19 protein-coding genes are annotated in these 21,451 nt (G+C 57.2%); 16 read left to right on the top strand and 3 right to left on the bottom strand.

What is annotated here, in order from left to right; all coding sequences use genetic code 11:
- Positions 1-20 precede the first annotated feature (20 nt).
- The 12 genes from GJQ55_RS07005 (at position 21) to GJQ55_RS06950 (ending at position 11,524) form a co-directional block, all read left to right on the top strand.
- On the top strand, positions 21-863 hold the full coding sequence (locus GJQ55_RS07005) for an AAA family ATPase (protein WP_228344268.1): 843 nt from the start codon (positions 21-23) through the stop codon (positions 861-863).
- A gap of 4 nt (positions 864-867) precedes the next feature.
- Positions 868-2,049 carry a vWA domain-containing protein gene (locus GJQ55_RS07000; RefSeq protein ID WP_228344267.1) on the top strand — a complete coding sequence of 394 codons (1,182 nt, stop codon included), beginning with the start codon at positions 868-870 and terminating at the stop codon, positions 2,047-2,049.
- A 108-nt stretch (positions 2,050-2,157) separates the two neighbouring features.
- Complete coding sequence (locus GJQ55_RS06995; protein WP_228344266.1) at positions 2,158-2,676, top strand: peroxiredoxin family protein; 519 nt, start codon at positions 2,158-2,160, stop codon at positions 2,674-2,676.
- Between the two features lie 8 nt (positions 2,677-2,684).
- Positions 2,685-3,191: a hypothetical protein gene (locus GJQ55_RS06990; RefSeq protein ID WP_228344265.1), complete on the top strand. Its 507-nt coding sequence runs from the start codon at positions 2,685-2,687 to the stop codon at positions 3,189-3,191.
- Between the two features lie 17 nt (positions 3,192-3,208).
- A complete protein-coding gene (locus tag GJQ55_RS06985) occupies positions 3,209-5,110 on the top strand; it encodes a hypothetical protein (RefSeq protein WP_228344264.1) in 1,902 nt (633 codons plus the stop codon).
- Entirely contained in the window at positions 5,107-7,950 is a 2,844-nt protein-coding gene (locus GJQ55_RS06980; protein ID WP_228344263.1) for a tetratricopeptide repeat protein, read from the top strand. The genes GJQ55_RS06985 and GJQ55_RS06980 overlap by 4 nt, the downstream gene beginning before the upstream one ends.
- Positions 7,931-8,536, top strand: a complete 606-nt coding sequence (locus tag GJQ55_RS06975) for a tetratricopeptide repeat protein (RefSeq protein ID WP_228344262.1) — start codon at positions 7,931-7,933, stop codon at positions 8,534-8,536. The genes GJQ55_RS06980 and GJQ55_RS06975 overlap by 20 nt, the downstream gene beginning before the upstream one ends.
- Before the next feature lie 2 nt (positions 8,537-8,538).
- Positions 8,539-8,817 (top strand): hypothetical protein, encoded by a 279-nt coding sequence (locus GJQ55_RS06970; protein ID WP_228344261.1) that lies wholly within the window; start codon positions 8,539-8,541, stop codon positions 8,815-8,817.
- Positions 8,818-8,918: 101 nt separating this feature from the next.
- Positions 8,919-9,566 carry a MotA/TolQ/ExbB proton channel family protein gene (locus tag GJQ55_RS06965; protein ID WP_228344260.1) on the top strand — a complete coding sequence of 216 codons (648 nt, stop codon included), beginning with the start codon at positions 8,919-8,921 and terminating at the stop codon, positions 9,564-9,566.
- A 7-nt stretch (positions 9,567-9,573) separates the two neighbouring features.
- On the top strand, positions 9,574-10,086 hold the full coding sequence (locus GJQ55_RS06960; RefSeq protein ID WP_338149175.1) for an ExbD/TolR family protein: 513 nt from the start codon (positions 9,574-9,576) through the stop codon (positions 10,084-10,086).
- The gene (locus tag GJQ55_RS06955; RefSeq protein WP_228344258.1) at positions 10,083-10,586 is read left to right on the top strand and encodes an ExbD/TolR family protein; all 504 of its coding nucleotides are present in this window, start codon (positions 10,083-10,085) and stop codon (positions 10,584-10,586) included. Before GJQ55_RS06960 ends, GJQ55_RS06955 begins: the two co-directional genes overlap by 4 nt.
- The gene (locus GJQ55_RS06950) at positions 10,583-11,524 is read left to right on the top strand and encodes an AgmX/PglI C-terminal domain-containing protein (RefSeq protein WP_228344257.1); all 942 of its coding nucleotides are present in this window, start codon (positions 10,583-10,585) and stop codon (positions 11,522-11,524) included. The genes GJQ55_RS06955 and GJQ55_RS06950 overlap by 4 nt, the downstream gene beginning before the upstream one ends.
- A 32-nt stretch (positions 11,525-11,556) precedes the next feature.
- Here the strand turns inward: GJQ55_RS06950 and GJQ55_RS06945 are convergent, their stop codons facing one another.
- Together GJQ55_RS06945 and GJQ55_RS06940 are read right to left on the bottom strand one after the other, a co-directional pair.
- On the bottom strand, positions 11,557-12,030 hold the full coding sequence (locus tag GJQ55_RS06945; RefSeq protein WP_228344256.1) for a MaoC/PaaZ C-terminal domain-containing protein: 474 nt from the start codon (positions 12,028-12,030) through the stop codon (positions 11,557-11,559).
- Positions 12,031-12,050: 20 nt separating this feature from the next.
- Entirely contained in the window at positions 12,051-12,950 is a 900-nt protein-coding gene (locus tag GJQ55_RS06940; RefSeq protein ID WP_228344255.1) for an alpha/beta fold hydrolase, read from the bottom strand.
- 216 nt (positions 12,951-13,166) lie between these two features.
- Between GJQ55_RS06940 and GJQ55_RS06935 the strand changes: the two genes are divergently transcribed.
- The 3 genes from GJQ55_RS06935 to GJQ55_RS06925 all read left to right on the top strand — a co-directional run bounded on the left by GJQ55_RS06935 (position 13,167) and on the right by GJQ55_RS06925 (position 19,716).
- On the top strand, positions 13,167-14,846 hold the full coding sequence (locus tag GJQ55_RS06935; RefSeq protein WP_228344254.1) for an AMP-binding protein: 1,680 nt from the start codon (positions 13,167-13,169) through the stop codon (positions 14,844-14,846).
- 80 nt (positions 14,847-14,926) lie between these two features.
- Positions 14,927-18,853, top strand: coding sequence for an ATP-dependent RNA helicase HrpA (hrpA, locus tag GJQ55_RS06930; protein WP_420907136.1), 3,927 nt, complete (start codon positions 14,927-14,929; stop codon positions 18,851-18,853).
- 110 nt (positions 18,854-18,963) lie between these two features.
- Positions 18,964-19,716, top strand: coding sequence for an MlaA family lipoprotein (locus tag GJQ55_RS06925; protein ID WP_228344252.1), 753 nt, complete (start codon positions 18,964-18,966; stop codon positions 19,714-19,716).
- Positions 19,717-19,793: 77 nt separating this feature from the next.
- Here GJQ55_RS06925 and GJQ55_RS06920 read toward each other — a convergent pair whose 3' ends face one another.
- Positions 19,794-20,108, bottom strand: coding sequence for an SCP2 sterol-binding domain-containing protein (locus GJQ55_RS06920; protein WP_228344251.1), 315 nt, complete (start codon positions 20,106-20,108; stop codon positions 19,794-19,796).
- A 240-nt stretch (positions 20,109-20,348) separates the two neighbouring features.
- Between GJQ55_RS06920 and sohB the strand changes: the two genes are divergently transcribed.
- Positions 20,349-21,413: a protease SohB gene (gene sohB / locus GJQ55_RS06915; protein ID WP_228344250.1), complete on the top strand. Its 1,065-nt coding sequence runs from the start codon at positions 20,349-20,351 to the stop codon at positions 21,411-21,413.
- Positions 21,414-21,451: the final 38 nt, after the last annotated feature.

The following is a 21,451-nucleotide window of genomic DNA, read 5'->3' as shown; positions in this document are numbered from 1 at the left end:
GATTGGCATAAGAGGTCAGTATGAAGTTTCAGGGTACCCAGCAATACGTCGCCACACCGGAACTGCAGATGGCAGTGAATGCCGCCATTGCCTTACAGCGTCCGCTGCTGCTGAAAGGGGAGCCGGGCACCGGTAAAACCATGCTGGCGGAACAGCTGGCGGAATCCCTCGGCACTGAACTGATTCAGTGGCACATCAAAAGTACCACCAAGGCGCATCAGGGCCTTTACGAATACGATGCCGTTTCCCGTCTGCGTGACTCGCAGCTGGGCGTTGACCGCGTCCACGATATCAGCAACTACATTGTGAAGGGCAAGCTGTGGCAGGCCTTTACCGCCGACAAGCCGGTGGTGCTGCTGATCGATGAAATCGACAAAGCCGATATCGAATTCCCCAACGACCTGTTGCTGGAAATCGACAAAATGGAGTTTTTTGTTTACGAGACCCAGGAGCGCATTGTGGCCAAACACCGGCCCATTATCCTGATCACCAGTAACAACGAAAAAGAACTGCCGGATGCATTCCTGCGCCGCTGCTTCTTCCATTACATCGACTTCCCCGACCGCGACACCATGAAAGCCATCGTCGATGTGCATTACCCCAATATCAAAGCCGAGCTGGTACGCGAAGCCATGGATGTGTTCTTTGACGTGCGTAAAGTACCGGGGCTGAAGAAAAAACCGTCCACGTCAGAGCTGATCGACTGGCTGAAACTGTTGATGGCCGACGATATCGGCCCGGATGTATTGCGTAACGCTGACACCACCAAAGCCATTCCGCCGCTGTACGGTGCCTTGCTGAAAAACGAGCAGGACGTACATCTGCTGGAAAAACTGGCCTTTATGAGTCGCCGCAAGGGCTGATGCCATGCTGATTGATTTCTTTCAGGCGGTGCGCCAGGCCAAAGTGCCGTGCTCGGTGCGGGAATATCTGGATCTGGTCGAGGCGGTGAAAGCCCATGTGGCCTTTGCCGATCTGGACGAGTTTTACGCCCTGGCTCGGCTGTGCCTGGTTAAAGACGAGCGTCATTACGACAAGTTCGACAAGGCCTTTGCCAGCTACTTCCGCGGTCTCGAAACCCTGCCGGATGGCATGGCCGAGGCGGATATTCCGGCCGACTGGATGCGCAAAGAATTTGAGCGCCTGATGTCGCCGGAAGATATGGCCAAAATTGAAGCACTGGGCGGCCTCGATAAGGTGCTGGACGAGTTTAAAAAGCGTCTGGAAGAACAGCACAAACGCCATCAGGGCGGTAATAAAATGATCGGTACCGGCGGTACCTCCGCCTTTGGTGCCAACGGTTATAACCCCGAAGGCATCCGCATTGAGCAGGGTAAATCCCGGCACAAAAAAGCGGTAAAAGTGTGGGAGCAGCGCAACTACAAAGACCTGGATGACAACATTCAGTTGGGTATCCGCAATATCAAAGTGGCGTTGCGGCGGTTGCGTAAGTTTGCCCGTCAGGGCGCCGCCGACGAGCTGGATCTGGGCGACACCATCGCCTCGACCGCCCGTAACGCCGGTTTCCTGGATATCAAAATGGTGCCCGAGCGTCACAACGCGGTAAAAGTGCTGCTGTTTTTTGATATCGGCGGCTCCATGGACCCGCACGTGCGGGTGTGTGAAGAGCTGTTTTCGGCCACCAAGACGGAGTTCAAGCACATGGAAACCTTTTATTTCCATAATTGCCTGTACGAGTCGGTGTGGAAGAGCAATATCCGGCGCATGAACCAGCGCACTGAAACCTGGGATATCCTGCGCAAATACGGGCCGGACTACAAAGTCATCTTTGTTGGAGATGCCATGATGGCCCCTTACGAAGTGTCCCATGTCGGCGGCAGTGTCGAGCACTGGAACGATGAAGCCGGCGCGGTCTGGCTGCAGCGTCTGACCGACCATTTCAGCAAGGTGGTGTGGCTGAACCCGGCGCCGGAATCTTACTGGGGGCAGGGTGGTTCACTGGGAATGATCCGCGAGATTATGCAGGACAAAATGTATCCTCTGACCCTGCAGGGTCTGGAAGATGCCATGAAATACCTCAGTAAGTAACAACACCCCGGCGCCCCGATTGCTTCTGGGGCGCCTTTTGTTGCAGAATGTAAACCGGCACGGAAGCCGGATAACAATAATAAAGATCACCATACAGGCACGACATTCATGCAGTTTCTGTCCGGCATTCCCAGCTTCTGGCTGGCCGCTGCCCTGATTCTTGGTTTCAATTCCGGCGCTTATGCGCAATCTCTGGTTGTGAGGCAACGGCTGCCCGATTTTACCCTGCCATCGGCGCTGGCGGATTACGGCCAGCGCCTGAGCGAGCAGCGCGGCCGGCCGTTGCTGTTGATTTTCCCCGGCCGCTGCAATGACTGCGCTGCCGCCTTGCAGCCTCTGCAACGCCTGCAGGCTGGTTTTGCCTTACAGCACCTGACCAGCTGGGTTATCTGGACGCCGGCCAACAACGATCGGCCACCGCAACTGCATATTCCGGTTCTGCAGCGGCCAGCGTCAGACTGGCCCCATCCTCTGGCCAGCATCCGCACCCCGGCGGTATTGCTGATTAACCCGGATGGCGCGCTGGCCCACCATATTTCCGGTCGTCTGCGTGAGCTGGCCGACCTGACTCAACCTGTTCTGACCCAATGGCTCGACGGTTTAACAACCGCCGGCCCGGATGCCTGAGGTTAATTATGAAAGCACCGATTCTGCTTGCTGTTTCTCTGTTGCTGTCCGTATTGCCCGGTCATGCCGGCGAGGCTGCGCTGGCGGCTGACGTCAGCCAGGTTAAACAAAGCGTGCTGGAACTGAACCGTGAGCTGTACCAGCTGGAGCAGGATCTGCTCAGTCCCGCGACTACCCGCCTGGCGCTGTATCTATCGTTGCAGGGCGGCGAGTACTTTGAACCGCTGGCGCTGGAAATCCGCAGTGAGGCGCTGCCGCCGGTGCTGCATATTTATACCGAACGCCAGATTCAGGCGCTGAAAATGGGTGCCGTACAGCCACTGGCTAGCCTGGATGCCGGTCCTGGCCAGCACGCCCTGCAGATTACCCTGAAAGGGCTGGATAACAGCGGTCAGCCACAAACCCTGCAGCTGAATCCGGTGGTCGAAAAGACCACCGGCCCGCTGCTGCTGGAATTGCAGGTGACCGATAACCCGCAACAGCGCCGGGCTCAACTGCAACTGCAGCGCTGGTAAGCGGTGGGCGGAGCAAGATGATGCGTAGCCTGTGGCTGTTGGTGATCTTACTGAGTGGAGCGGCGGTAGCGCAGGCGGATGACGCCTGGCCGTTATTGCCGGAGGCCGCGCGGCAGTGGCAAATCCAACCACAAACCCCGCAGCAGCGCTTATTGTGGGGCAGCTTTACTTACCATTATCTGAATCAGGATTATGCGGCGGCGCTGAATGTGCTGCCGCCGCTGCGCGCCCAGCTCAGTGCCGAACAGCAGGGCCATGCAGACTTACTGGAAACCAGTCTACTGCTGGGGATGGGGCTGAACGAAGCTGCTGAACGGCTGTATATGAGCTGGCAACAACAGGGCCTTAGCGCTCCGGCGCAAAGCTGGTTTTATCTGGCCCGCAGCTGGTTTGCCGCCGGATTTTACCCGCAAGCCTCGGAAGCCGTTACCCAGGCGTTAATGTCCCGCCCGGCGCTGGCTGAACCGTACCGCCAGGAAGCGCTGTTTATGGAAGTTTCCAGTCAGCTGGAAGCAGGCCTGCAGATCTCCGCGCAACGGACATTGGCCCTGATGCAGGGCAATGATCTGTGGGCCGGGCTGGCCCGGCATAATCTGCTGCTCAGTTATATCCTCAATGAGGCGCCACTGGCAGAAGTCCGCCAGCTGCTCACCAGCAGTTTGCCTTTGTTGCCGGCCAGTGCTGAAGGCCAGGCGTTAAAAGACAAAATGCTGTTACTGGGCGGGATTCATGCCCTCGAAAGCGGCCGTTATCCGGAGGCAGAAACCTGGCTGCGGGCGGTGTCTCTGAAATCGGTCTACAGCGCCCCGGCCTTACTGCAATTTGGCTGGGCACGGCTGGAACAACAACAGTACCAGCAGGCGCTGCAGCCTTGGCGGATACTGCAGCAAAGGTTTCAGCCCTGGCATCCGGCGGTGATTGAATCGGTACTGGGCGTGCCTTACACCCTGGAGCAGATGCAGGCCAATACGCAGGCACTGAAAGGCTATGAATGGGTTGATCAGCATCTGCAGGGCATGCTCGATGAACTGCAGCACTGGCAGCAGCCGGCCCGGCTGCAGCAATGGTTGCAAGGGCAGCTGACGGCTGCGCCGGAGCTGACACCGCTGGACCATCATTTAAGTGGTCTGCTGGCAACGCCCGGGTTCCGTCATCAGCTGCAGCAATGGCGCGAAGTGCAAACCCTGCAGCAGGATATCCGCCAGCACCAGCAACGGTTGCGGTGGTGGCAGGATGCACTGCAATACCGGCGCGCGGCGTTTGTTCGCGCCAATGGTGCCAAACGTCTGCAGCAAGCCGAACAGCAGTTACAGCAAGCCGAGCAGCAGATGGAACGCCTGCAGCAGCGGTTAGACGCGGAAGAACAGCAGTTGTTTGCCTACGCCAGCGGCCACGAAGCGGCCCAGGTACAGGCACTGGAGCGGGTGGTGGCGCACATCCGCGGACTGCAGCGAATCAATACGCCCACCCGTGATCTGCGCCCTTACCAGCAACGCTGGCGCCGCAGCCGCGGGGTGCTGCTGTGGAATCTGTATGAACAACAGCCGCAACGTCGTTATCAGGTACGCCAGCACTGGTGGCAATTGCAACAACAGGCCACCCGGTTGCAGGAGCAACTGCAGAACAGCCGGCTGGCCTTGCAGTGGTCAAAAAACCGGGGGCAGGGGCTGGACCCGCGCATTGCCACGCTGCAGCAGCATTACGCCGGGGCACAGCAGCGGTTGCAACAACTGCAGCAACAACAGCAAGCGCGGCTGACCACCCAGCTGCAAGGGCATCTGCAGCAATTACAGGCTCAGTTGCAGGATTATCAGGCCCAGGCCCGGCTGGCCATTGCCCGCCTGTATGACAACGCGCTGCAGAAGCACATTACCGCCACGGCAGAACGGCCGCTGACCAGCCCGGAGGCGCAGCCATGATGAATAAGTCGCTGCTGCTTCTGTTGCTGCCGCTGTGGCTGCTGGGCTGCAGTGCGGCGGAAAAACAACCGTCGTCATCCCGGCCGGCTGCCGCATTCAGCAACGGCCAGTCCGGCTATGCAGCGTCAAATTCCGCGCCGGCCATTCGTATCCGGCCGGACGAAGCCATGGCCGTCAGCCATGCGCAGGTGTTGCAGGCCTATGAGCGGTTTTTAAGCATCAGTGACGATGCCGAAGTACGGGTACGGGTGCATCAGCGGATGGCAGCCCTGAAGCTGCAACAACAGGAATTGCAGCAGGATGGCCTGCTGCCACCATCCGCCACAACCCGTGCGGAGCCGGAACCGGCCGCGGCTATCCGTGATTACGAAGCCCTGCTGCAACAGTTTCCTGAACGCGCCGACAACGACAGCGTGCGTTACCAGCTGGCGCGGGCCAGCCTGCTTAATGGCCAGCCGCAGAAAGCCATGGCGGCGCTGGAAGACCTGATCCGTCTGCATCCGCAATCCGCCTATGTTACCGAAAGCCATTTCCGGCTTGGTCAGCTGTATTACAACAGCGGCGATTACGAGCTGGCGGCCGCGGCCTATCAGCAGGTGGTTGCGGCGGGACGGGCCGGCAACCCTTATTACGTCAGCGCCGGGTATTTGCGCGGCTGGGCCTTATTCCGTCACCAGCATTACGATGACAGCCTGCTGGCCTTTACCCGGGTGCTGGATGAGGAATTTCCGGATGCCGCGCGGCTGGAAGCGGCCAGCGGCGGGGATCTGGCCCTGCGTGACGATATTCTGCGGGCCATGGCGTTGATCGTTACGGAGGCGGGTGACTGGGAAATGATTGCCCGCTTTTATAATCAGCACGGCGTTCGTCATTACGAATATCGGCTCTACGACCGGCTGGCCAGCCTGTACTACCAGCGCGGCTTTCACCGCAGTGCCGCCTCCACCCTGCGTGCCTACGTGTTGCGCTATCCGCTCGACCGGCGGGCTCCGGGGTATTACGAACGCCTGATTGAAGGTTACCGCAAGGCCGGTTATGCCAGCCTGAACCGTCGTCACAAAGCCTATTACAACGACTTGTTCGGCGTAGGGTCGGCGTTCTGGCAGCAGCACGCGGATGCGGCCATGCGCACTGCCTTAACCAGCAGCCTCAGCACTTATCTGCATGATCTGGCCGGTTTCCATCATGGCCTGGCGCAGCAGAGCAGGCAGGCCGGGACACGCACCCGCGAACTGCAGACGGCACGGCGCTGGTATGAAGAAATCGTGCGCAGCTTCCCTCAGGCTGAGGATATTGCCCGGGACCATTTCCTGCTGGCCGAAGTAGCCTTTGAGCTGCAGGATTTTGTCGCCGCCCGCGATCATTACGAAACGGTGGCCTATCAGTATCCCGCCGATGAGCAGGCCGCCGAAGCCGGTTATGCCGCCATTCTGGCCTATAACCGTCACCGTCCGGAGCCGCCCCAGGCGGCCGCCTGGCGTCAGGCCACCATCGCCAGTGCCATGCGTTTTGTGCAGCAGTTCGCGCAGGACCCGCGCAGTGGCACGGTGCTGGTGAATACCGCCGAAATGCTGCTGCAGGACGAACAATACGAACAGGCGCTGGCTACGGCACGCATGGCCGATACGGTTGAGCAAAATCTGTCCCCCCGCTACCGTTACGGCGCGGCGCTGGTGCGCGGCCATGCCAGCTTCGCGCTGGGGCAGTTTGCCGAAGCCGAACAGGCGCTGCAGCTGGCCCTGCAGCAGCAACAGGCTAAACCGGCTCAGGTGCAAGAGCTGCGCGAAAAAATTGCCGCCAGTATTTACCAGCAAGGTCTGCACAGCCGCGAGCAGGGCGATGCTCTGGCCGCGGTGCAGCACTGGTTACGGCTGGCCGGCGTAATTCCGGAAAGCCGCAGCCGTATCGCCGCCGAGTACGATGCCGCCACCCTGCTGATGGCAATACCCGATTACCCGCAAGCGGTGCAGGTGTTACAGCAGTTCCGTCAGCAATACCCGCAACACCCGTTAACGGCTGATATTCCCAGCAAGCTGATTGTGGCCTACGAAGAACAGCAGGACTGGGCGGCGGCCGCGGCTGAACTGGAATATTTGTGCCGTCACCACAGCAATCCGCAGCAGCAACGCATTGCCTGTTACCAGACCGCGCAGTATTACCAGCGCGGTGGCGATGATGCGAAGGCCCTGCTGGCGTATCGCCATTACGCACACCAGTTTCCGCAACCACTGGACGCAGCGCTGGAAGCGCATTACCAGCTCGATCAGCTCTATGCTGCGGCTGGTGAAGAGAACAAGCGCCAATTCTGGCTGAATAAAATCATCGTGCTGCACAACAAAGCCGGTGCTGAACAAACGGATCGTTCCCGCTATCTGGCCGCCAGTGCCGCCTTTCAGCTGGGCGAAGCCGAGCGTTTGCGGTACGAGAAAATCCGCCTGAGCCAGCCGCTGGCGGCCAGCATTCAGCGTAAAAATGCAGCGCTGCAAGCTGCCCAGAAACGCTATACCCAGGCCGCCAAACTGGAAGTGCAGGAATTTACCACCGCCGCCACCTTCCGGCTGGGGCAGCTGTATGCCGGCATGAGCAAAGCGCTGATGAGTTCCGAGCGTCCGGCCGGCCTTGACGAGCTGGAGCAGGAGGAATACCAATACCTGCTGGAAGAGCAGGCCTTTCCGCTGGATGAGGCGGCCATTGAAATTCACCAGGCCAACGCCGGCCGTACCCGCGATGGCCTGTACGATAACTGGGTGCGCGAAAGTTTCAGCGCCTTGTCCGGGCTGATGCCCGGGCAATACAACAAACAGGAAAAGGTAGCCGCGTATGTGGACGCTATCCGTTAAAGCACCGGCGTTATTGCTGCTGCTGTGGCTGAGTGGCTGCAGCCTGCTGCAACCGGCGCCGGCACCCGTGCCGGAGGTCATCGATCCGCTGACCGCCGAGATTGAACAGCGTTATCAGCAGGGCCTGGCACTGATGCAGCAGAATGCCTGGGCGGACGCCACTGCACACTGGCAGACCATGCTGGAGCAGGGCGCTGAATTTGCCGGCATTTATACCAATCTGGCGCTGGCGCAGTTGCAACAGCAGGATTACGCCGCCGGTCTGGCCGCGGCGGAAAAATCCCGTCAGCTCGATGAGCATTACTGCCCGGCCTGGAAAACCCTGGCGTTACTGCAGCGCCATAATGGCGATTTCAGCGCCGCCGAACGCAGCTATTTAACGGCGGCAGACTGCGCGCCGGAGGATGCCGATATTCCGTTTAATCTGGGTATTCTCTATGACCTGTATCTGCAGGATCTGGACAACGCCCTGCAACAATACCAGCGCGCCCAACAGCTCGCTGGCGAGGATGACAGCACGCTGGCTATGTGGATTACCGATTTACAGCGCCGCCAAAGCAGCCGGGTAGCGGGTGAGGGAGGTTGAGGATGCGCAGCATAATAACCGGGTTACTGTTATTGCTGCCGGCGTTGCTGTGGGCGCGCCCGGAACAGGTTATCCGGCTGGAAGGTATTTCCATTCAGGGCAATCAGGAACAGCCGGGGGTAATGACCATTACGCCCTGGCGCGAAGCACCGGGCACCGGCCGTCTACAGGCGCCGGTTAAACGCTATCAGCAGCATTGGTTGCAGCCGCTCAGTGCCGAACGGCTGCAGCAGGAAATGCAGCAGGCCGGCCAGGCACTGAAACCGGCAACGCCGGATTAACAGCCTTGCCAGCAGGCAATAAAACCGGCATAAATAACGCTATAAAAAAATTAATAACACCAATAACGATAAAACATTCTTACACCACTGCGGGGGAAATTATGGACGCCATTATTCGCTTTTTTCAGGAAGGCGGTGCCTTTATGTATCCGATTGCCATTGTGATGGCCATCGGTCTGGCCATTGCGCTGGAACGCTTGTTATTTTTGCTGAAAGAAAAATCCAGTAACCGCCGCGCCTTTGATGAGATGCTGCCGATGCTGCAGAAACGCGATATGCGCGCCGCTCTGAACTACGCCAATAATTCCGACAGCAAAATCAGCCGTATTTTCTCCGCCGCGATTGCCCGTATTCCCGGTAGTCAGCGCCGTGAAGAAATTGAATACGCGCTGGAAGAAGGCCTGATGGAAGCCATTCCGCAACTGGAAAAACGTACCCAGTACGTCGCCACCCTCGCCAATATCGCCACCCTGATGGGGCTGCTGGGCACCATTATGGGCCTGATCGCCGCCTTTACGGCAGTGGCTAACGCCGCGCCGGCGGAAAAAGCGGCGCTGTTATCCCAGAGTATTTCCGTCGCCATGAACACCACCGCCTTCGGTCTGATGGCCGCTATTCCGCTGATTCTGCTGCACAGCTATCTGCAGTCCAAAACCAGCGAAATTGTCGACAGCATTGAAATGGCCGGGGTGAAATTCCTCAATATTATTACTGAGCGTAAAGCAGGCCAGACCACCAGCAGCAACTGAGATGTAAATGCCCATGAGACGCCACAAGCGAATTAAAGAAGAGGCGGAGCTCAACGTTACATCTTTCATGAACCTGATGATCGTACTGGTGCCGGTATTGTTGATGAACATGGTGTTCTCACAACTGGCGGTGCTTGATCTCAGGCTGCCTTCGGGAGATCAGCCCGAGTCGGTGGTTAATCCGGAAGACGTGACGCTGAATGTTGTGATCCGCTCACAGGGGTTTGAAATAACCCGTACGTATCAGCAGCAGACAGAATCGTTACTGACGCTGCCGAAAAACGGTGCGCAGTTTGATTTTAATGCGCTGTCACAAGCGCTGCAGGATATTAAGAAAAACCCGGGGTTTTCGGCCAAAAAAGACATCAGTCTGTTGTCCTCGCCGGACATTGATTACCAGACCCTGGTCACGGTAATGGACACGGTGCGGGTATACCCGGCCGTAGTGGCTGCCTCGCTGGTCGACGCCACCTTATTTCCGGATATTTCCCTCGGTGATGCGCCGGAGGTGACGCCATGAAAATGTCACGCCGGGCGCTGCGGATGCAGCGCAATCATAAACGCAACGCCAATAAATCCGGCCTAAACCTGACTGCCCTGATGGATATTTTTACCATTCTGGTGTTTTTCCTGATGGTGAATCAGGCCGAAGTCGAGGTGCAGAATAATGATGCCATTCAGTTACCGGCGTCATTAGCGGATAACAAACCGGCTGAGCAGGTCACCATTATGATCAGCCAGCAGGATATTCTGGTGCAGGGCCGGGTTATTACGTCGTCCAGTGCCGCCGCTGCGGCAAGTGGTGAAGAGATTCCCGAGCTGAAAAAAGAACTGGAATATCTGGCTGCCCGTTCACCGCTGGCCGACGGTGAGCAAGGCCGGCCAGTCACCATTATGGGCGACAAAGACATCGCCTATACGCTGCTGAAAAAAGTGATGAATACCTGCGCCAAAGCGCAATTCAATCATATTTCACTGGCGGTTAATCAAACCTTACCGGGTGGCGGAGGTGGCGGATGACGCTCTATTACCGCACTCCGGAACTGCCCTGGAGTGACAGTGCCGATAAACGCCGCTTCGGGGTTATTCTGGTTTTACTGCTGGCTCTGGTACTGGTACCCGGTTTGATTATCCCGCGCATCAGTCTGCCGCAACCGGATCGGGCGGAACTGGAAAAATTACCGCCGCAACTGGCGCGGGTGCTGGAGCGTAAAAAAGCCGAACCACCCAAGCCCGTGACGCCGCCGCCGGAAGAGAAAAAACCGGCGCCGGAACCCGAGCCCAAACCCGTGCCGGAGGTAAAACCTGAGCCGCCGAAACCGCAGCCCAAACCAAAGGCGGAACCCAAAGTGCAGGCGACGCAGGAACAACGCGAACAGGCCCGGGAAAAAGCCCGTGAGCGTTTTGGTGGCGAAGCCTTAAGTGCTCTGCAAAGTCTTCGCAGCAAGGTACCGGTGCAGGAACTGAATACGGCCAGCCGTAACCTGTCCAACGCGGGTCAGCAGGCGACCGATGTCGGTTCGGTGGTGGACCGTAATGCGGTTGCCCGGACATCGGGTGGGGTGGACACCTCGCAACTGACGCAAGCGACTGTCGGGGAGCAGCTGCAGGATCGTCAGCTGACCGCAGTGGAACTGACGGCCGAGCAACAGCAGGCGGTAGCGGAAAGCCGGGTACGGACACAGGAAGAATTGCGTACGGTAATTGAAGAACACCGCATTCATTTCGACCGCCAGTTCCGTATGGCCCTGCGGCGCAACCCGGCGCTGGCCGGTTCGGTAACTCTGAAAGCGGAAATTCAGCCGGATGGCAAAGTATCGTCCTGTTCCGTCAGCAGCAGTGAGCTGAAGGATGACGATCTGCATAAACGACTGCTGATGCAGTGCCGGCGCATGGATTTCGGCAGTAAGCCGGTTGAGGTGGCGGTAACGGAATTTCCGATCCGTTTTGTGCCATAAAAAAAGCGGGCATCGGCCCGCTTTTTTATTATTTAACCGATCTGAATGGGTGGCAGCGCCGGCACCGGCACGGTCATTTTTTCAGTCGGCGCCATCACGGTGGCTTCGCCGGTGGCGACAATTTTACCGTCCTGATTGGTAACGGTGCAGCCCAGGGTCACAATGGGTTTGCTTTCATGTTTGGCGGTCACTTCCAGAATCACGGTCAGCTCATCGCCAATCATCACCGGCTTGCGGAATGACAGGTTCTGGCCCAGATACACCGTGCCGGGACCGGGCAGGTCCATGGCCAGCGCGGCGGAAATCAGGGCACCGGTAAACATACCGTGGGCAATCTGGCCTTTGAACGGCGTGGTAGCCGCGTAGTCGGCATCCAGATGCACTGGATTGCGGTCGCCGGAAACGGCGGCAAATAACTGCAGATCCTGTTCGGTTACGGTATGGCTGCGCTGGCAGCGATCGCCGGTGTTGATTTCATTAAAAGGACGATTGGTTACAGTTTCCATACGGCGGGCTCTCGTCGGTGTCAGGCTGGCAATTGCTGGTTAAGCCATTGCAGCAAATCATTAAAAACATCAGAAGCGTTTTGTTCGTTCAGCATTTCATGCCGGCCTTCAGGGTACAGCCGCAGTGTGACCTTGTCATGACCTGTGTGTGCAAACAGTTGTGCCAGCGCCGGCAAGCCCTGGCCCAGCCGGCCAACCGGGTCCATATCCCCACCGAACAGATACAGCGGCAGCGTTGCCGGAATTTGCCGGGCACTGGCCGGGCGGCTTATTTCAATCAGTCCACCGAATACATCCTGCCACAGCTGCAGGCTGCATAAATGCCCGCACTGAGGGTCACCCATATACTGATCCACAGCGCGCGGATTGCGGCTGAGCCAGTCAAAGCCAGTGCGGGCCGGTTGAAAGGGCTTGTTGAAGGCGGCAAACGACAGCCAGTTCATGACCCCGGACAAATGCTGCCCACCCTGCAGGCGTTGCAGTAACCAGGCCACCGAGCGGCCCAGATAAAACAACCCCGGTGGCTGCTGATTGGAACCCGATAACAGTAATCCCTGTAAGCGTTCACCGTGGCGTGCTGCCCAGCTGCGGGCAATAAAAGAGCCCATGGAATGGCCGAGTAAAAATAACGGTACCTGCGGATTACCGACCTGCTGCGCTGTGCTGACATCGGCCAGTACCTTGTTCCAGCCATCCTGATCTGCAAAATGCCCGGCCGGGCCGCGTTCACCATGGCCGCGGTGATTATGCGCAATCACTTCAACGCCATGCTGGTGCAGAAACTCCGCCAGCGGCTGGTAGCGCTCACAGTGTTCGGCCATGCCGTGCAGAATCTGCAGACGGGCGCGGGGCGCCGGATGGGGCCAGTGACGTACGCAGAAAATCTGCTGATCGGCGGCCTGCACTTCAATCTTGTTCATAAATTAGTCATTTTTATTATTGGGGTAACCGCAGGGTATACCGCGGGCTGTGTCATTTTGTAAACCCGGCCGGCGGGTATTTTGCCGCACCTGCAGAAAACAGGTAAACTCGCGCTGCTTTTTGGCCCGGGTAAACCAGTGGGGAGCCGGTCGGTGCCATATTGAAATTCACACAACCCTGCCAATAACGATAACCAGGGTGATTCAGGAGGCGGTATGAACGAAGAATTTTTTCAGGAGCGTTATCCGGAAGGGTATCCGCGTACGATTGATCCCGATAAACACAATTCGCTGGTCGAAATTTTTGATGGTTTCGTCAAGCGTTTTGCCAACAACCCGGCGTTTACCTGCCTGGGTCAGACCCTGACTTACGCTGAGCTGGATAAGCAAACCGCAGCCTTTGCCGCCTATCTGCAAAATGAAACCAGCCTGCAGGCCGGTGACCGTATTGCCGTACAGTTGCCGAACGTTCTGCAGTATCCGATTGTGGTATTCGGTGCCATGCGCGCCGGTATGGTGGTGGTGAATACCAACCCGCTGTACACCGAACGGGAAATGGAACACCAGTTTAACGATTCCGGCGCTAAAGCACTGGTGGTGCTGGCCAACATGGCCGCCAAGGCCGAGAAAGTGCTGCCCAATACCGGCATCAAGCACGTGATCGTCACTCAGGTGGGTGATATGCACGGGGCGGTAAAACGCACCCTGATCAATGCCGTTCTCAAGCACGTTAAAAAAGAAGTTCCGGCGTTTAATATTGCTGGTGCGGTGAACCTGCGTGACGCGCTGAAACAAGGCGCTGGCAAGTCGTTCAGCCCGGTCAACGTTGACCGTAACGACGTGGCGGTACTGCAATACACCGGCGGCACCACTGGCGTGGCCAAAGGCGCGATGCTGACCCACCGCAACCTGATGGCGAACATGATGCAGTGTCATGGTCTGTTCAATATGGTGCTGCAGGAAGGCAAAGAATCCGTGGTGGCGCCGCTGCCGCTGTACCATATCTACGCCTTTACCGTGCATTGCATGGTGATGCTGGAAACCGGTAACCACTCCATCCTGATTCCGAACCCGCGTGATATTCCGGGCTTTATCAAAGTGCTGCAGTCCACACCGTTCAGCGGCTTTGTCGGCCTGAACACCTTGTTTGTGGCGCTGTGCAACCAGGAAGCCTTCCGTAATATCAACTTCAGCAAACTGAAACTGACCATTTCCGGCGGCATGGCGTTGACCAAAGACGCTGCAGACCAGTGGAAAGCGGTTACCGGTTGTGAAATTGCCGAAGGTTTCGGCATGACCGAAACCTCTCCGGTGGTTTCTTTCAACCCGCCGGGTTACATCAAGCTGGGCACCATCGGTATGCCGGTGGCGGGCACCGCCTGTAAGGTGATCGACGATGCCGGTAACGAACTGCCCCTGGGCGAGCCGGGCGAGTTGTGTGTTAAAGGTCCGCAGGTGATGAAAGGCTACTGGCAGCGTCCGGAAGCCACAGCAGAAACCATCGATGCCGATGGCTGGCTGAAAACCGGCGATATGGCAGTGATTACCGACGACGGTTACATGAAGATTGTTGATCGTAAGAAAGACATGATCATCGTCTCCGGCTTCAACGTTTATCCGAACGAAGTGGAAGACGTCATCGTATCCCACCCGGATGTAATGGAAGCGGCCGCCATTGGTATTCCGGATCCGAAGACCTCTGAAGCCGTTAAAGTATTTATCGTTTCCAAAAACGAAAATCTGACCGCTGCTGAAATCACCGCCTGGTGTCGTGAACGCCTGACCGCGTACAAGATCCCGCGCCAGATTGAGTTCCGCGATGAATTGCCGAAAACCAACGTCGGTAAAATTCTGCGTCGCGAACTGCGTGATGCCGAACTGGCCAAGCACAAGTAAGTTGTTGCTGGTTTAATAAAGCGCCCTGTATTGCAGAATACGGGGCGTTTTTATTGGTACCAATAAAAGAAACCAAGGAGATGCGCGTGACCACTGAAGGCTTTACTGCCGACCGGGCTGCCTTGCAGCGCGCCATTGCTCAGTGCCTGCTGAAAGATCAGCACCCGTTACGTCGCAGTCTGAAGCAGCTGCAGGGCCTGCAACAGCAGCAGGATGCCTTGCCGTTGCTGGAAAAAATAATTCAGCGTATTACCCGCAGCCAGCAGATTGTGGCCGCACGGCAGACGCCTTTAACCATCCGCTATCCGGACGAATTACCGGTGGCCGGCCGGCGTGAAGAAATTCTGGCCGCCATCCGTCAGCATCAGGTGGTGGTGGTTGCCGGTGAAACCGGCTCGGGTAAAACCACCCAGTTACCGAAAGTCTGCCTCGAAGCCGGGCTGGGCATTCAGGGCCGTATTGGCCACACCCAGCCGCGCCGGCTGGCGGCCCGCGCTGTGGCTCAGCGCATCGCCGATGAGCTGCAAACGCCGCTGGGGCAGGCGGTGGGGTATCAGGTGCGCTTTACCGACCACAGCGATGACCATACCCGCATTAAATTAATGACCGACGGTATTCTGCTGGCACAAACCCAGCATGACCGCTTTCTGAACGAATACGACTGCATCATTATCGACGAAGCGCACGAGCGCAGCCTGAACATCGATTTTCTGCTCGGCTATTTAAAACAGCTGCTGCCGAAACGCCCGGACCTCAAAATTGTGATCACCTCGGCCACCATTGATGTAGAGCGCTTTGCCCGTCATTTTGCCGATGCCGCCGGCAACCCGGCGCCGGTGATCGAAGTGTCCGGCCGTACTTTTCCGGTGGAAATGCGTTACCGCTCGTTATTGCGCAGCGAAGACAACGAAGAAGATCTCAGTCTCTATGACGGCATTGCCGAAGCGCTGGCGGAATTACGCGACGAAGACCGTAAACAAGGTCAGCATGGTGATGTGCTGGTGTTTTTACCCGTCGAACGGGAAATCCGTGAATGCGCCGAGTTTTTACGTCGTGCGCAATTGCCGGCCACTGAAATTCTGCCGCTGTATGCCCGTTTAAGCGCCGGCGATCAGCAAAAGATTTTCCGTCCGCACGGTGGCCGCCGGGTGGTGCTGGCCACCAACGTCGCCGAAACATCCTTAACTGTGCCGGGTATCCGTTATGTGGTGGATACCGGCGTGGCACGCATTTCCCGTTACAGTTACCGCAGCAAAGTGCAGCGCTTGCCGGTGGAAGCTATCTCGCAGGCCAGCGCCAACCAGCGTGCCGGTCGCTGTGGCCGCACCGCGCCGGGCATTTGTATTCGCCTGTACGATGAAAGCGATTTCCTTAACCGGCCGGCATTTACCGAGCCGGAAATTCAGCGCACCAACTTAGCCGCCGTTATTTTACAGATGCTGCAGCTGAAACTCGGGCGGTTGCAGGATTTTCCCTTTATCGATGCGCCGGACGAGCGTTTTATTAAAGACGGTTTTACCCTGCTGCAGGAGCTGGAAGCCGTAACCGAACGCGGCGACATGACCGAACTCGGCCGCAAAATGGCGCGCCTGCCGGTCGACCCGCGGATTGGCCGGATGTTGCTGGAAGCGCAGCAGCGTCAGGCGCTGCGCGAAGTGCTGATTATTGCCGCCGCACTCAGCGCCCAGGATGTGCGCGAACGGCCACCGGAAAAACAACAGGCGGCCGATGAAAAACACCGTCAGTGGCAACACGAAGAGTCGGATTTCTTAACCCTGGTCAATCTTTGGGCCGGCTACGAAGAGCAGCGCCAGGCGTTAACCCAGGCGCAGCTGCGCAAATGGTGCAGCAAAAACTTTTTGTCCTTTATGCGGCTGCGCGAATGGCGCGACACCCACCGCCAGCTGCACCTGATGGCCAAGGAACTGGGCCTGCAGGAACAGGACGAAGCCGCCGGATATGACGCCGTGCATAAATCGTTGCTGGCCGGCATGCTCAGTCAGATTGGTTTTAAAGCCGAAGGGCAGGAGTATCTGGGCGCGCGCAACCGCAAACTGTTTATTTTCCCGGCCTCCGGCCAGTACAAAAAGAAACCCAAATGGATCATGGCGGCGGAATTGGTGGAAACCAGCAAGTTATTTGCCCGCACCGTGGCCCGCATTGAACCGCAATGGCTGGAAGAAATCGCTAAGCCCTTGCTGAAATACCAGTACTTTGAACCACACTGGGAACAACAGCGCGGGCAGGTGGTGGCCTTTGAGCAAAGCACCCTGTATGGCCTGATTGTGAATCCGCGTAAGCGGGTAAACTTTGCCAGCATTGAACCGGAAACTGCCCGCAGCCTGTTTATTCAGGAAGCGTTGGTGGCGCAGCAATTTAACAGCAAACTGCCGTTTTACCGGCGCAATATTCAGCTGCTGAAAGACGTAACCGAGTACGAAGAAAAAAGCCGCCGCCGCGATCTGGTGATCGACGAGCAATGGCAAGCCGATTTTTATGCCCGGCACTTGCCGGCAGAATTTATTTCCCAGAAGCATCTGGAGCGCTGGTATGAAAAAGCCAGTGCCGCCGAGAAAAAAGCACTGGAATTTACCCGGGAAGCGTTACTCAGCCCGGCAGCGGCCGGTATTGGTGCCAATGATTTTCCCACGGAGCTGGAATGGCAGGGCATGGCCTTTCCACTCAGTTACAGCTTTGCCCCCGGCAGTATTGATGACGGCGTCAGCCTGAGCGTCCCGGCGGCGATGCTGGCGCAGGTGCCGGAGGCGCAGGTGGAATGGCTGGTGCCCGGCTTTATTGGCGAAAAAGTCGCCGCCGTATTGCGGGGCTTGCCGAAAGCAACGCGCAAACTCTTTGTACCCGTACCGAACAGTGCGGAAGCCTTTTTGCGTCAGGCCAGCCCGCAGCAGGGCAGTCTGTACGCCCAGCTGCTGCAATTTATTAACCGCACGGTACGGCCGTCACTGGAATTATCCGCCTTGCTGGAGATTGAATTGCCCGCCCATCTACAGATGAATATCCGCGTACTACAGGACGGTAAATTGCTGGCGCAGGGGCGGGATCTGGCCGCATTGAAACAACAGTGGGCCGCCGCCGGCCAGCAGCAGGTACAAACGCTTACTCATCAGGCGTATCAGCGCAGCGGTATTCAGCAATGGGATTTTGGTGATTTACCGGAATCCATCCAGACCGATGCCGGTGGCTTGCCCGTGCGGGCATTTCCCTGCCTGCGCCGTCAGGGTAACGAGCTGGAATTAACGGTGGAAGCCAGTCAGGCGGCGGCCCAGCAGGCACACCGCCAGGGCGTGTTGCACCTTATCCGCACCAGCCTGCCGGAACTGGAGCGGTTATTTAAACAAAGCATCCAGAAAGTACTGGGTAATCGCTGGCTGTTGGCCAAGGGCCTGAGCAACCAGACCGACATTACCAACGATTTAACTGACGCCGCTTTTCAGCTGGTGTTTGTGCCACTGGATGAAGCCCTGCCATTAACTGCAGCCGACTTCCGCCAGCGCCTGCAGCGGCGCGCTGACTTTATGCCACAGGCGGAAAAACTGCTGCAGGAATACGCCGGCTGGCTGGAGCTGCGGCATAAAATTCTGAAAACCATGAGCGGTTCGGTCAGCCTCGACCGGGCGCTGGCCTGCAGCGATGCCAAGGCCCATCTGGAGCGCTTAATGGCACGGGGTTTTATGCTCAGCCAGCCCTGGGCGCAACTGCAGTGTTACAGCCGTTATTTAAAAGCCATTGAATACCGGCTGGATAAACTGCAGGGCAACTTGCCCCGTGACCGCCAGTCGATGATTGAATTTGATTCGTTGTGGCAGCTGTATCAGGCCGCCCGGAAAAAAACCACTTACCCGGGGCCGTTGCTGCAGGAATTCGGCTGGTTACTGGAAGAATGGCGGGTGGCTTTATTTGCCCAGCCGCTGGGTACCCGCGAGCCGGTGTCATTAAAACGACTGGAAAAGCGCTGGCAGGACATTGTGAACACCGACGCCCGCTAAGCCGTTGGTATGCATTGTTGTTACTGTGCAACAACGGTGGGTTGTTGTGCCGGTACCCGGGCTGATTTAATAGGCCGCTTAATAATTCCGGCGCCGGCCGGGGAGAACCCATGCGTGTATTAACCCTGTTGCTGCTGGTTATATTGCCGGTAGCGGCACAGAGTGAAGAAACCAACCCGGATCCCTGGGAAGGTTTTAACCGGAAAATGTTCGCCTTTAATGAAAGCCTTGACCGTTATGTGGCCAAGCCGCTGGCGCAGGGGTATCAGGCCGTTACACCAGAACCGGTTGATCGTTCGGTAACCCATTTCTTTGCCAATTTAAATGATGTGGTGGTTATTGTTAACGACCTGGCGCAGCTGAAATTTGGCCAGGCATTATCCGATACCGCCCGGGTGCTGGTGAACAGTACCGTTGGCTTCTTCGGTATTTTCGATGTCGCCAGCCATATTGGCCTGCCTAAACATAATGAAGATTTCGGCCAGACGCTGGGCTATTGGGGTGTAGGCAGCGGCCCGTATCTGGTGTTGCCGGTACTGGGGCCAAGCAACGTCCGTGACCTGACCGGCCGGGGCGTGGAATACACGGCCAATCTGTCGTATGTGCAGCTGGGTACCACCGCTCAGGGCTGGGGAGCCTCGGCCCTGTACCTGGCTGACGTGCGTGCTGATCTGCTGGCATCTGAAAGCCTGATCAGTGGTGACCGCTATACCTTTATCCGCAGCTTTTATTTTCAGCGCCGGGAGTTTCTGATTAATGACGGCGTGATGGAAGATGACTTCGGTGATGATGACTGGGACAGTTGGGAAGACGAAGAGAATTGGGACGATGAAAGCCAGGAAAACGAGGGTTCAGACGAGTAATTCTGCCGGCCACTCATAAACACCAGACAATAAAAAAGCGGCCGGAGCCGCTTTTTTATTGAGCCAGTGTTGCCGGATTACGCCGGGAACAGTTCGCCCAGTTTGGTTGCCAGCATCATGTCGCCTTCAACACGCAGCTGACCAGACATGAATGCCATCATACCGTCGGTGTCACCGGAAACGATGCCCGCCAGAGTTTCAGAATTCATGATCAGGGTTACGTTGGCGTCGTCATTGGCGCCTTCAGCAACGGCACAGGTGCCGTCTTTGATGATCAGGTGATAAGTCTCACCGTCTTCGATATTGAATTGGAAAATCAGGTCCAGGCCGGCAGCAGCAGCGGCGTTGAACTTGCTGTTCATGGTTTCGATGATTTGTGCAACAGTTGCCATAAAAGGTTCCTTATTATTGCTACCAATGACAGGGGCGCAGCGGATCGGATGTTACGGTGATCAGCAACCTGTCTGTGCTTGTCTTTCAGACGGCAATCACTCTATGGGCTGGCCTGATAGGTGTCAACGAAAATTCATACGTCTGTTTGAAACCAGTCCCCTTCCGGAGCCTGCAGTGGCTTGTACCGGCGCGCCATTCGGTTATGCTTGCCGGCTGTTTAAACCAATAAGGACTGGTCTGTGGAATTCCTTGCCGACTATGGCTCATTTTTACTGAAAGCGGTCACCATTGTGGTGGCCATTATTGTGATTGCCGGCGCGCTGGTGTCGCTGGGCAGCCGCCACAAACGTCGCAATGAAGGCGAACTGGTGGTTAAAAAGATCAACGACGAGCTGGAAGACTTCAAACAGGATCTGGAAATTGCCCTGTACAGCGAAGCCGAACTGAAGCAACTCGATAAAGACCGTAAGAAAGAAGACAAAGAAAAAGAAAAAGCCGATAAAAAACGGGTAAAAGACGGCCAGCCGGACGATACCGCCCGCAAGCGCGTGTTCGTGATGGATTTCAACGGCGACATTCAGGCCAGCGAAGCAGAGCTGCTGCGCCATGAAATTACCGCCGTACTGACCATGGCAGTGCCGGAGCAGGACGAAGTGGTTATCCGCCTGGAAAGCCCGGGCGGCATGGTGCACAGCTATGGCTACGCCGCCTCACAGCTGCAGCGTGTGCGTGATCACGGTATACCGCTGACTGTCTGTGTGGATCAGGTGGCCGCCAGTGGTGGTTATATGATGGCAGCCATCGCCAACCGTATTGTGGCGGCACCCTTTGCCATTATCGGTTCCATCGGGGTGGTGGCGCAGCTGCCGAACTTTAACCGCCTGCTGAAAAAGCACGACATCGACTTCGAGCTGTTCACCGCCGGCGAATACAAGCGCACTGTGACCATGTTTGGCTACAACTCGGCCAAAGCCAAAGAGAAGTTTCAGTCTGACCTGGAAGATACCCACGAACTGTTCAAGCACCACGTTAAACACTTCCGTCCGCAGCTGGCCGTGGAAACCGTGGCCAATGGCGATATCTGGTACGGCCAGCAGGCGCTGGAGCAGGGGCTGATCGACAGTATTGGCACCAGCGATGATTATCTGGTGAATGCCTGTGCCAACGCCGATGTGTTCAGCGTGCGCTACGAGTTCCGCAAGTCACTGCAGGAAAAGCTGGGGCTGGCGGTACAGAAAGGTACCGAAGGGGCGATGATGCGGCTGTTTACGCTGCTGCAGCGGCAGCAACAAACCAAGGGCTGAGCCCCGGGTTAACCGCGAGCCAACAAAAAAGCCGTCAT

The organism is Venatoribacter cucullus, from assembly GCF_016132445.1.
GTDB classification, from domain to species: Bacteria; Pseudomonadota; Gammaproteobacteria; order Pseudomonadales; family Oceanobacteraceae; genus Venatoribacter; species Venatoribacter cucullus.
The sequence above is the reverse complement of the archived record's forward strand: the minus strand, read 5'-3'. Positions and strand labels throughout refer to the sequence as shown.

What these genes read in the sequence shown, in the direction of transcription:
- GJQ55_RS06935 (WP_228344254.1), top strand. Translation starts at nt 13,167, where the DNA reads ATGAACGAAGAATTTTTTCAGGAGCGTTATCCGGAAGGGTATCCGCGT.
- GJQ55_RS06945 (WP_228344256.1), bottom strand. Translation starts at nt 12,030, where the DNA reads ATGGAAACTGTAACCAATCGTCCTTTTAATGAAATCAACACCGGCGAT.
- GJQ55_RS06995 (WP_228344266.1), top strand. Translation starts at nt 2,158, where the DNA reads ATGCAGTTTCTGTCCGGCATTCCCAGCTTCTGGCTGGCCGCTGCCCTG.
- GJQ55_RS07000 (WP_228344267.1), top strand. Translation starts at nt 868, where the DNA reads ATGCTGATTGATTTCTTTCAGGCGGTGCGCCAGGCCAAAGTGCCGTGC.
- GJQ55_RS06940 (WP_228344255.1), bottom strand. Translation starts at nt 12,950, where the DNA reads ATGAACAAGATTGAAGTGCAGGCCGCCGATCAGCAGATTTTCTGCGTA.
- GJQ55_RS06955 (WP_228344258.1), top strand. Translation starts at nt 10,083, where the DNA reads ATGAAAATGTCACGCCGGGCGCTGCGGATGCAGCGCAATCATAAACGC.
- GJQ55_RS06950 (WP_228344257.1), top strand. Translation starts at nt 10,583, where the DNA reads ATGACGCTCTATTACCGCACTCCGGAACTGCCCTGGAGTGACAGTGCC.
- hrpA (WP_420907136.1), top strand. Translation starts at nt 14,927, where the DNA reads ATGCGCGTGACCACTGAAGGCTTTACTGCCGACCGGGCTGCCTTGCAG.
- GJQ55_RS06990 (WP_228344265.1), top strand. Translation starts at nt 2,685, where the DNA reads ATGAAAGCACCGATTCTGCTTGCTGTTTCTCTGTTGCTGTCCGTATTG.
- GJQ55_RS06980 (WP_228344263.1), top strand. Translation starts at nt 5,107, where the DNA reads ATGATGAATAAGTCGCTGCTGCTTCTGTTGCTGCCGCTGTGGCTGCTG.
- GJQ55_RS06920 (WP_228344251.1), bottom strand. Translation starts at nt 20,108, where the DNA reads ATGGCAACTGTTGCACAAATCATCGAAACCATGAACAGCAAGTTCAAC.
- GJQ55_RS06925 (WP_228344252.1), top strand. Translation starts at nt 18,964, where the DNA reads ATGCGTGTATTAACCCTGTTGCTGCTGGTTATATTGCCGGTAGCGGCA.
- GJQ55_RS06975 (WP_228344262.1), top strand. Translation starts at nt 7,931, where the DNA reads ATGTGGACGCTATCCGTTAAAGCACCGGCGTTATTGCTGCTGCTGTGG.
- GJQ55_RS06965 (WP_228344260.1), top strand. Translation starts at nt 8,919, where the DNA reads ATGGACGCCATTATTCGCTTTTTTCAGGAAGGCGGTGCCTTTATGTAT.
- GJQ55_RS06985 (WP_228344264.1), top strand. Translation starts at nt 3,209, where the DNA reads ATGATGCGTAGCCTGTGGCTGTTGGTGATCTTACTGAGTGGAGCGGCG.
- GJQ55_RS06960 (WP_338149175.1), top strand. Translation starts at nt 9,574, where the DNA reads ATGCCCATGAGACGCCACAAGCGAATTAAAGAAGAGGCGGAGCTCAAC.
- GJQ55_RS07005 (WP_228344268.1), top strand. Translation starts at nt 21, where the DNA reads ATGAAGTTTCAGGGTACCCAGCAATACGTCGCCACACCGGAACTGCAG.
- GJQ55_RS06970 (WP_228344261.1), top strand. Translation starts at nt 8,539, where the DNA reads ATGCGCAGCATAATAACCGGGTTACTGTTATTGCTGCCGGCGTTGCTG.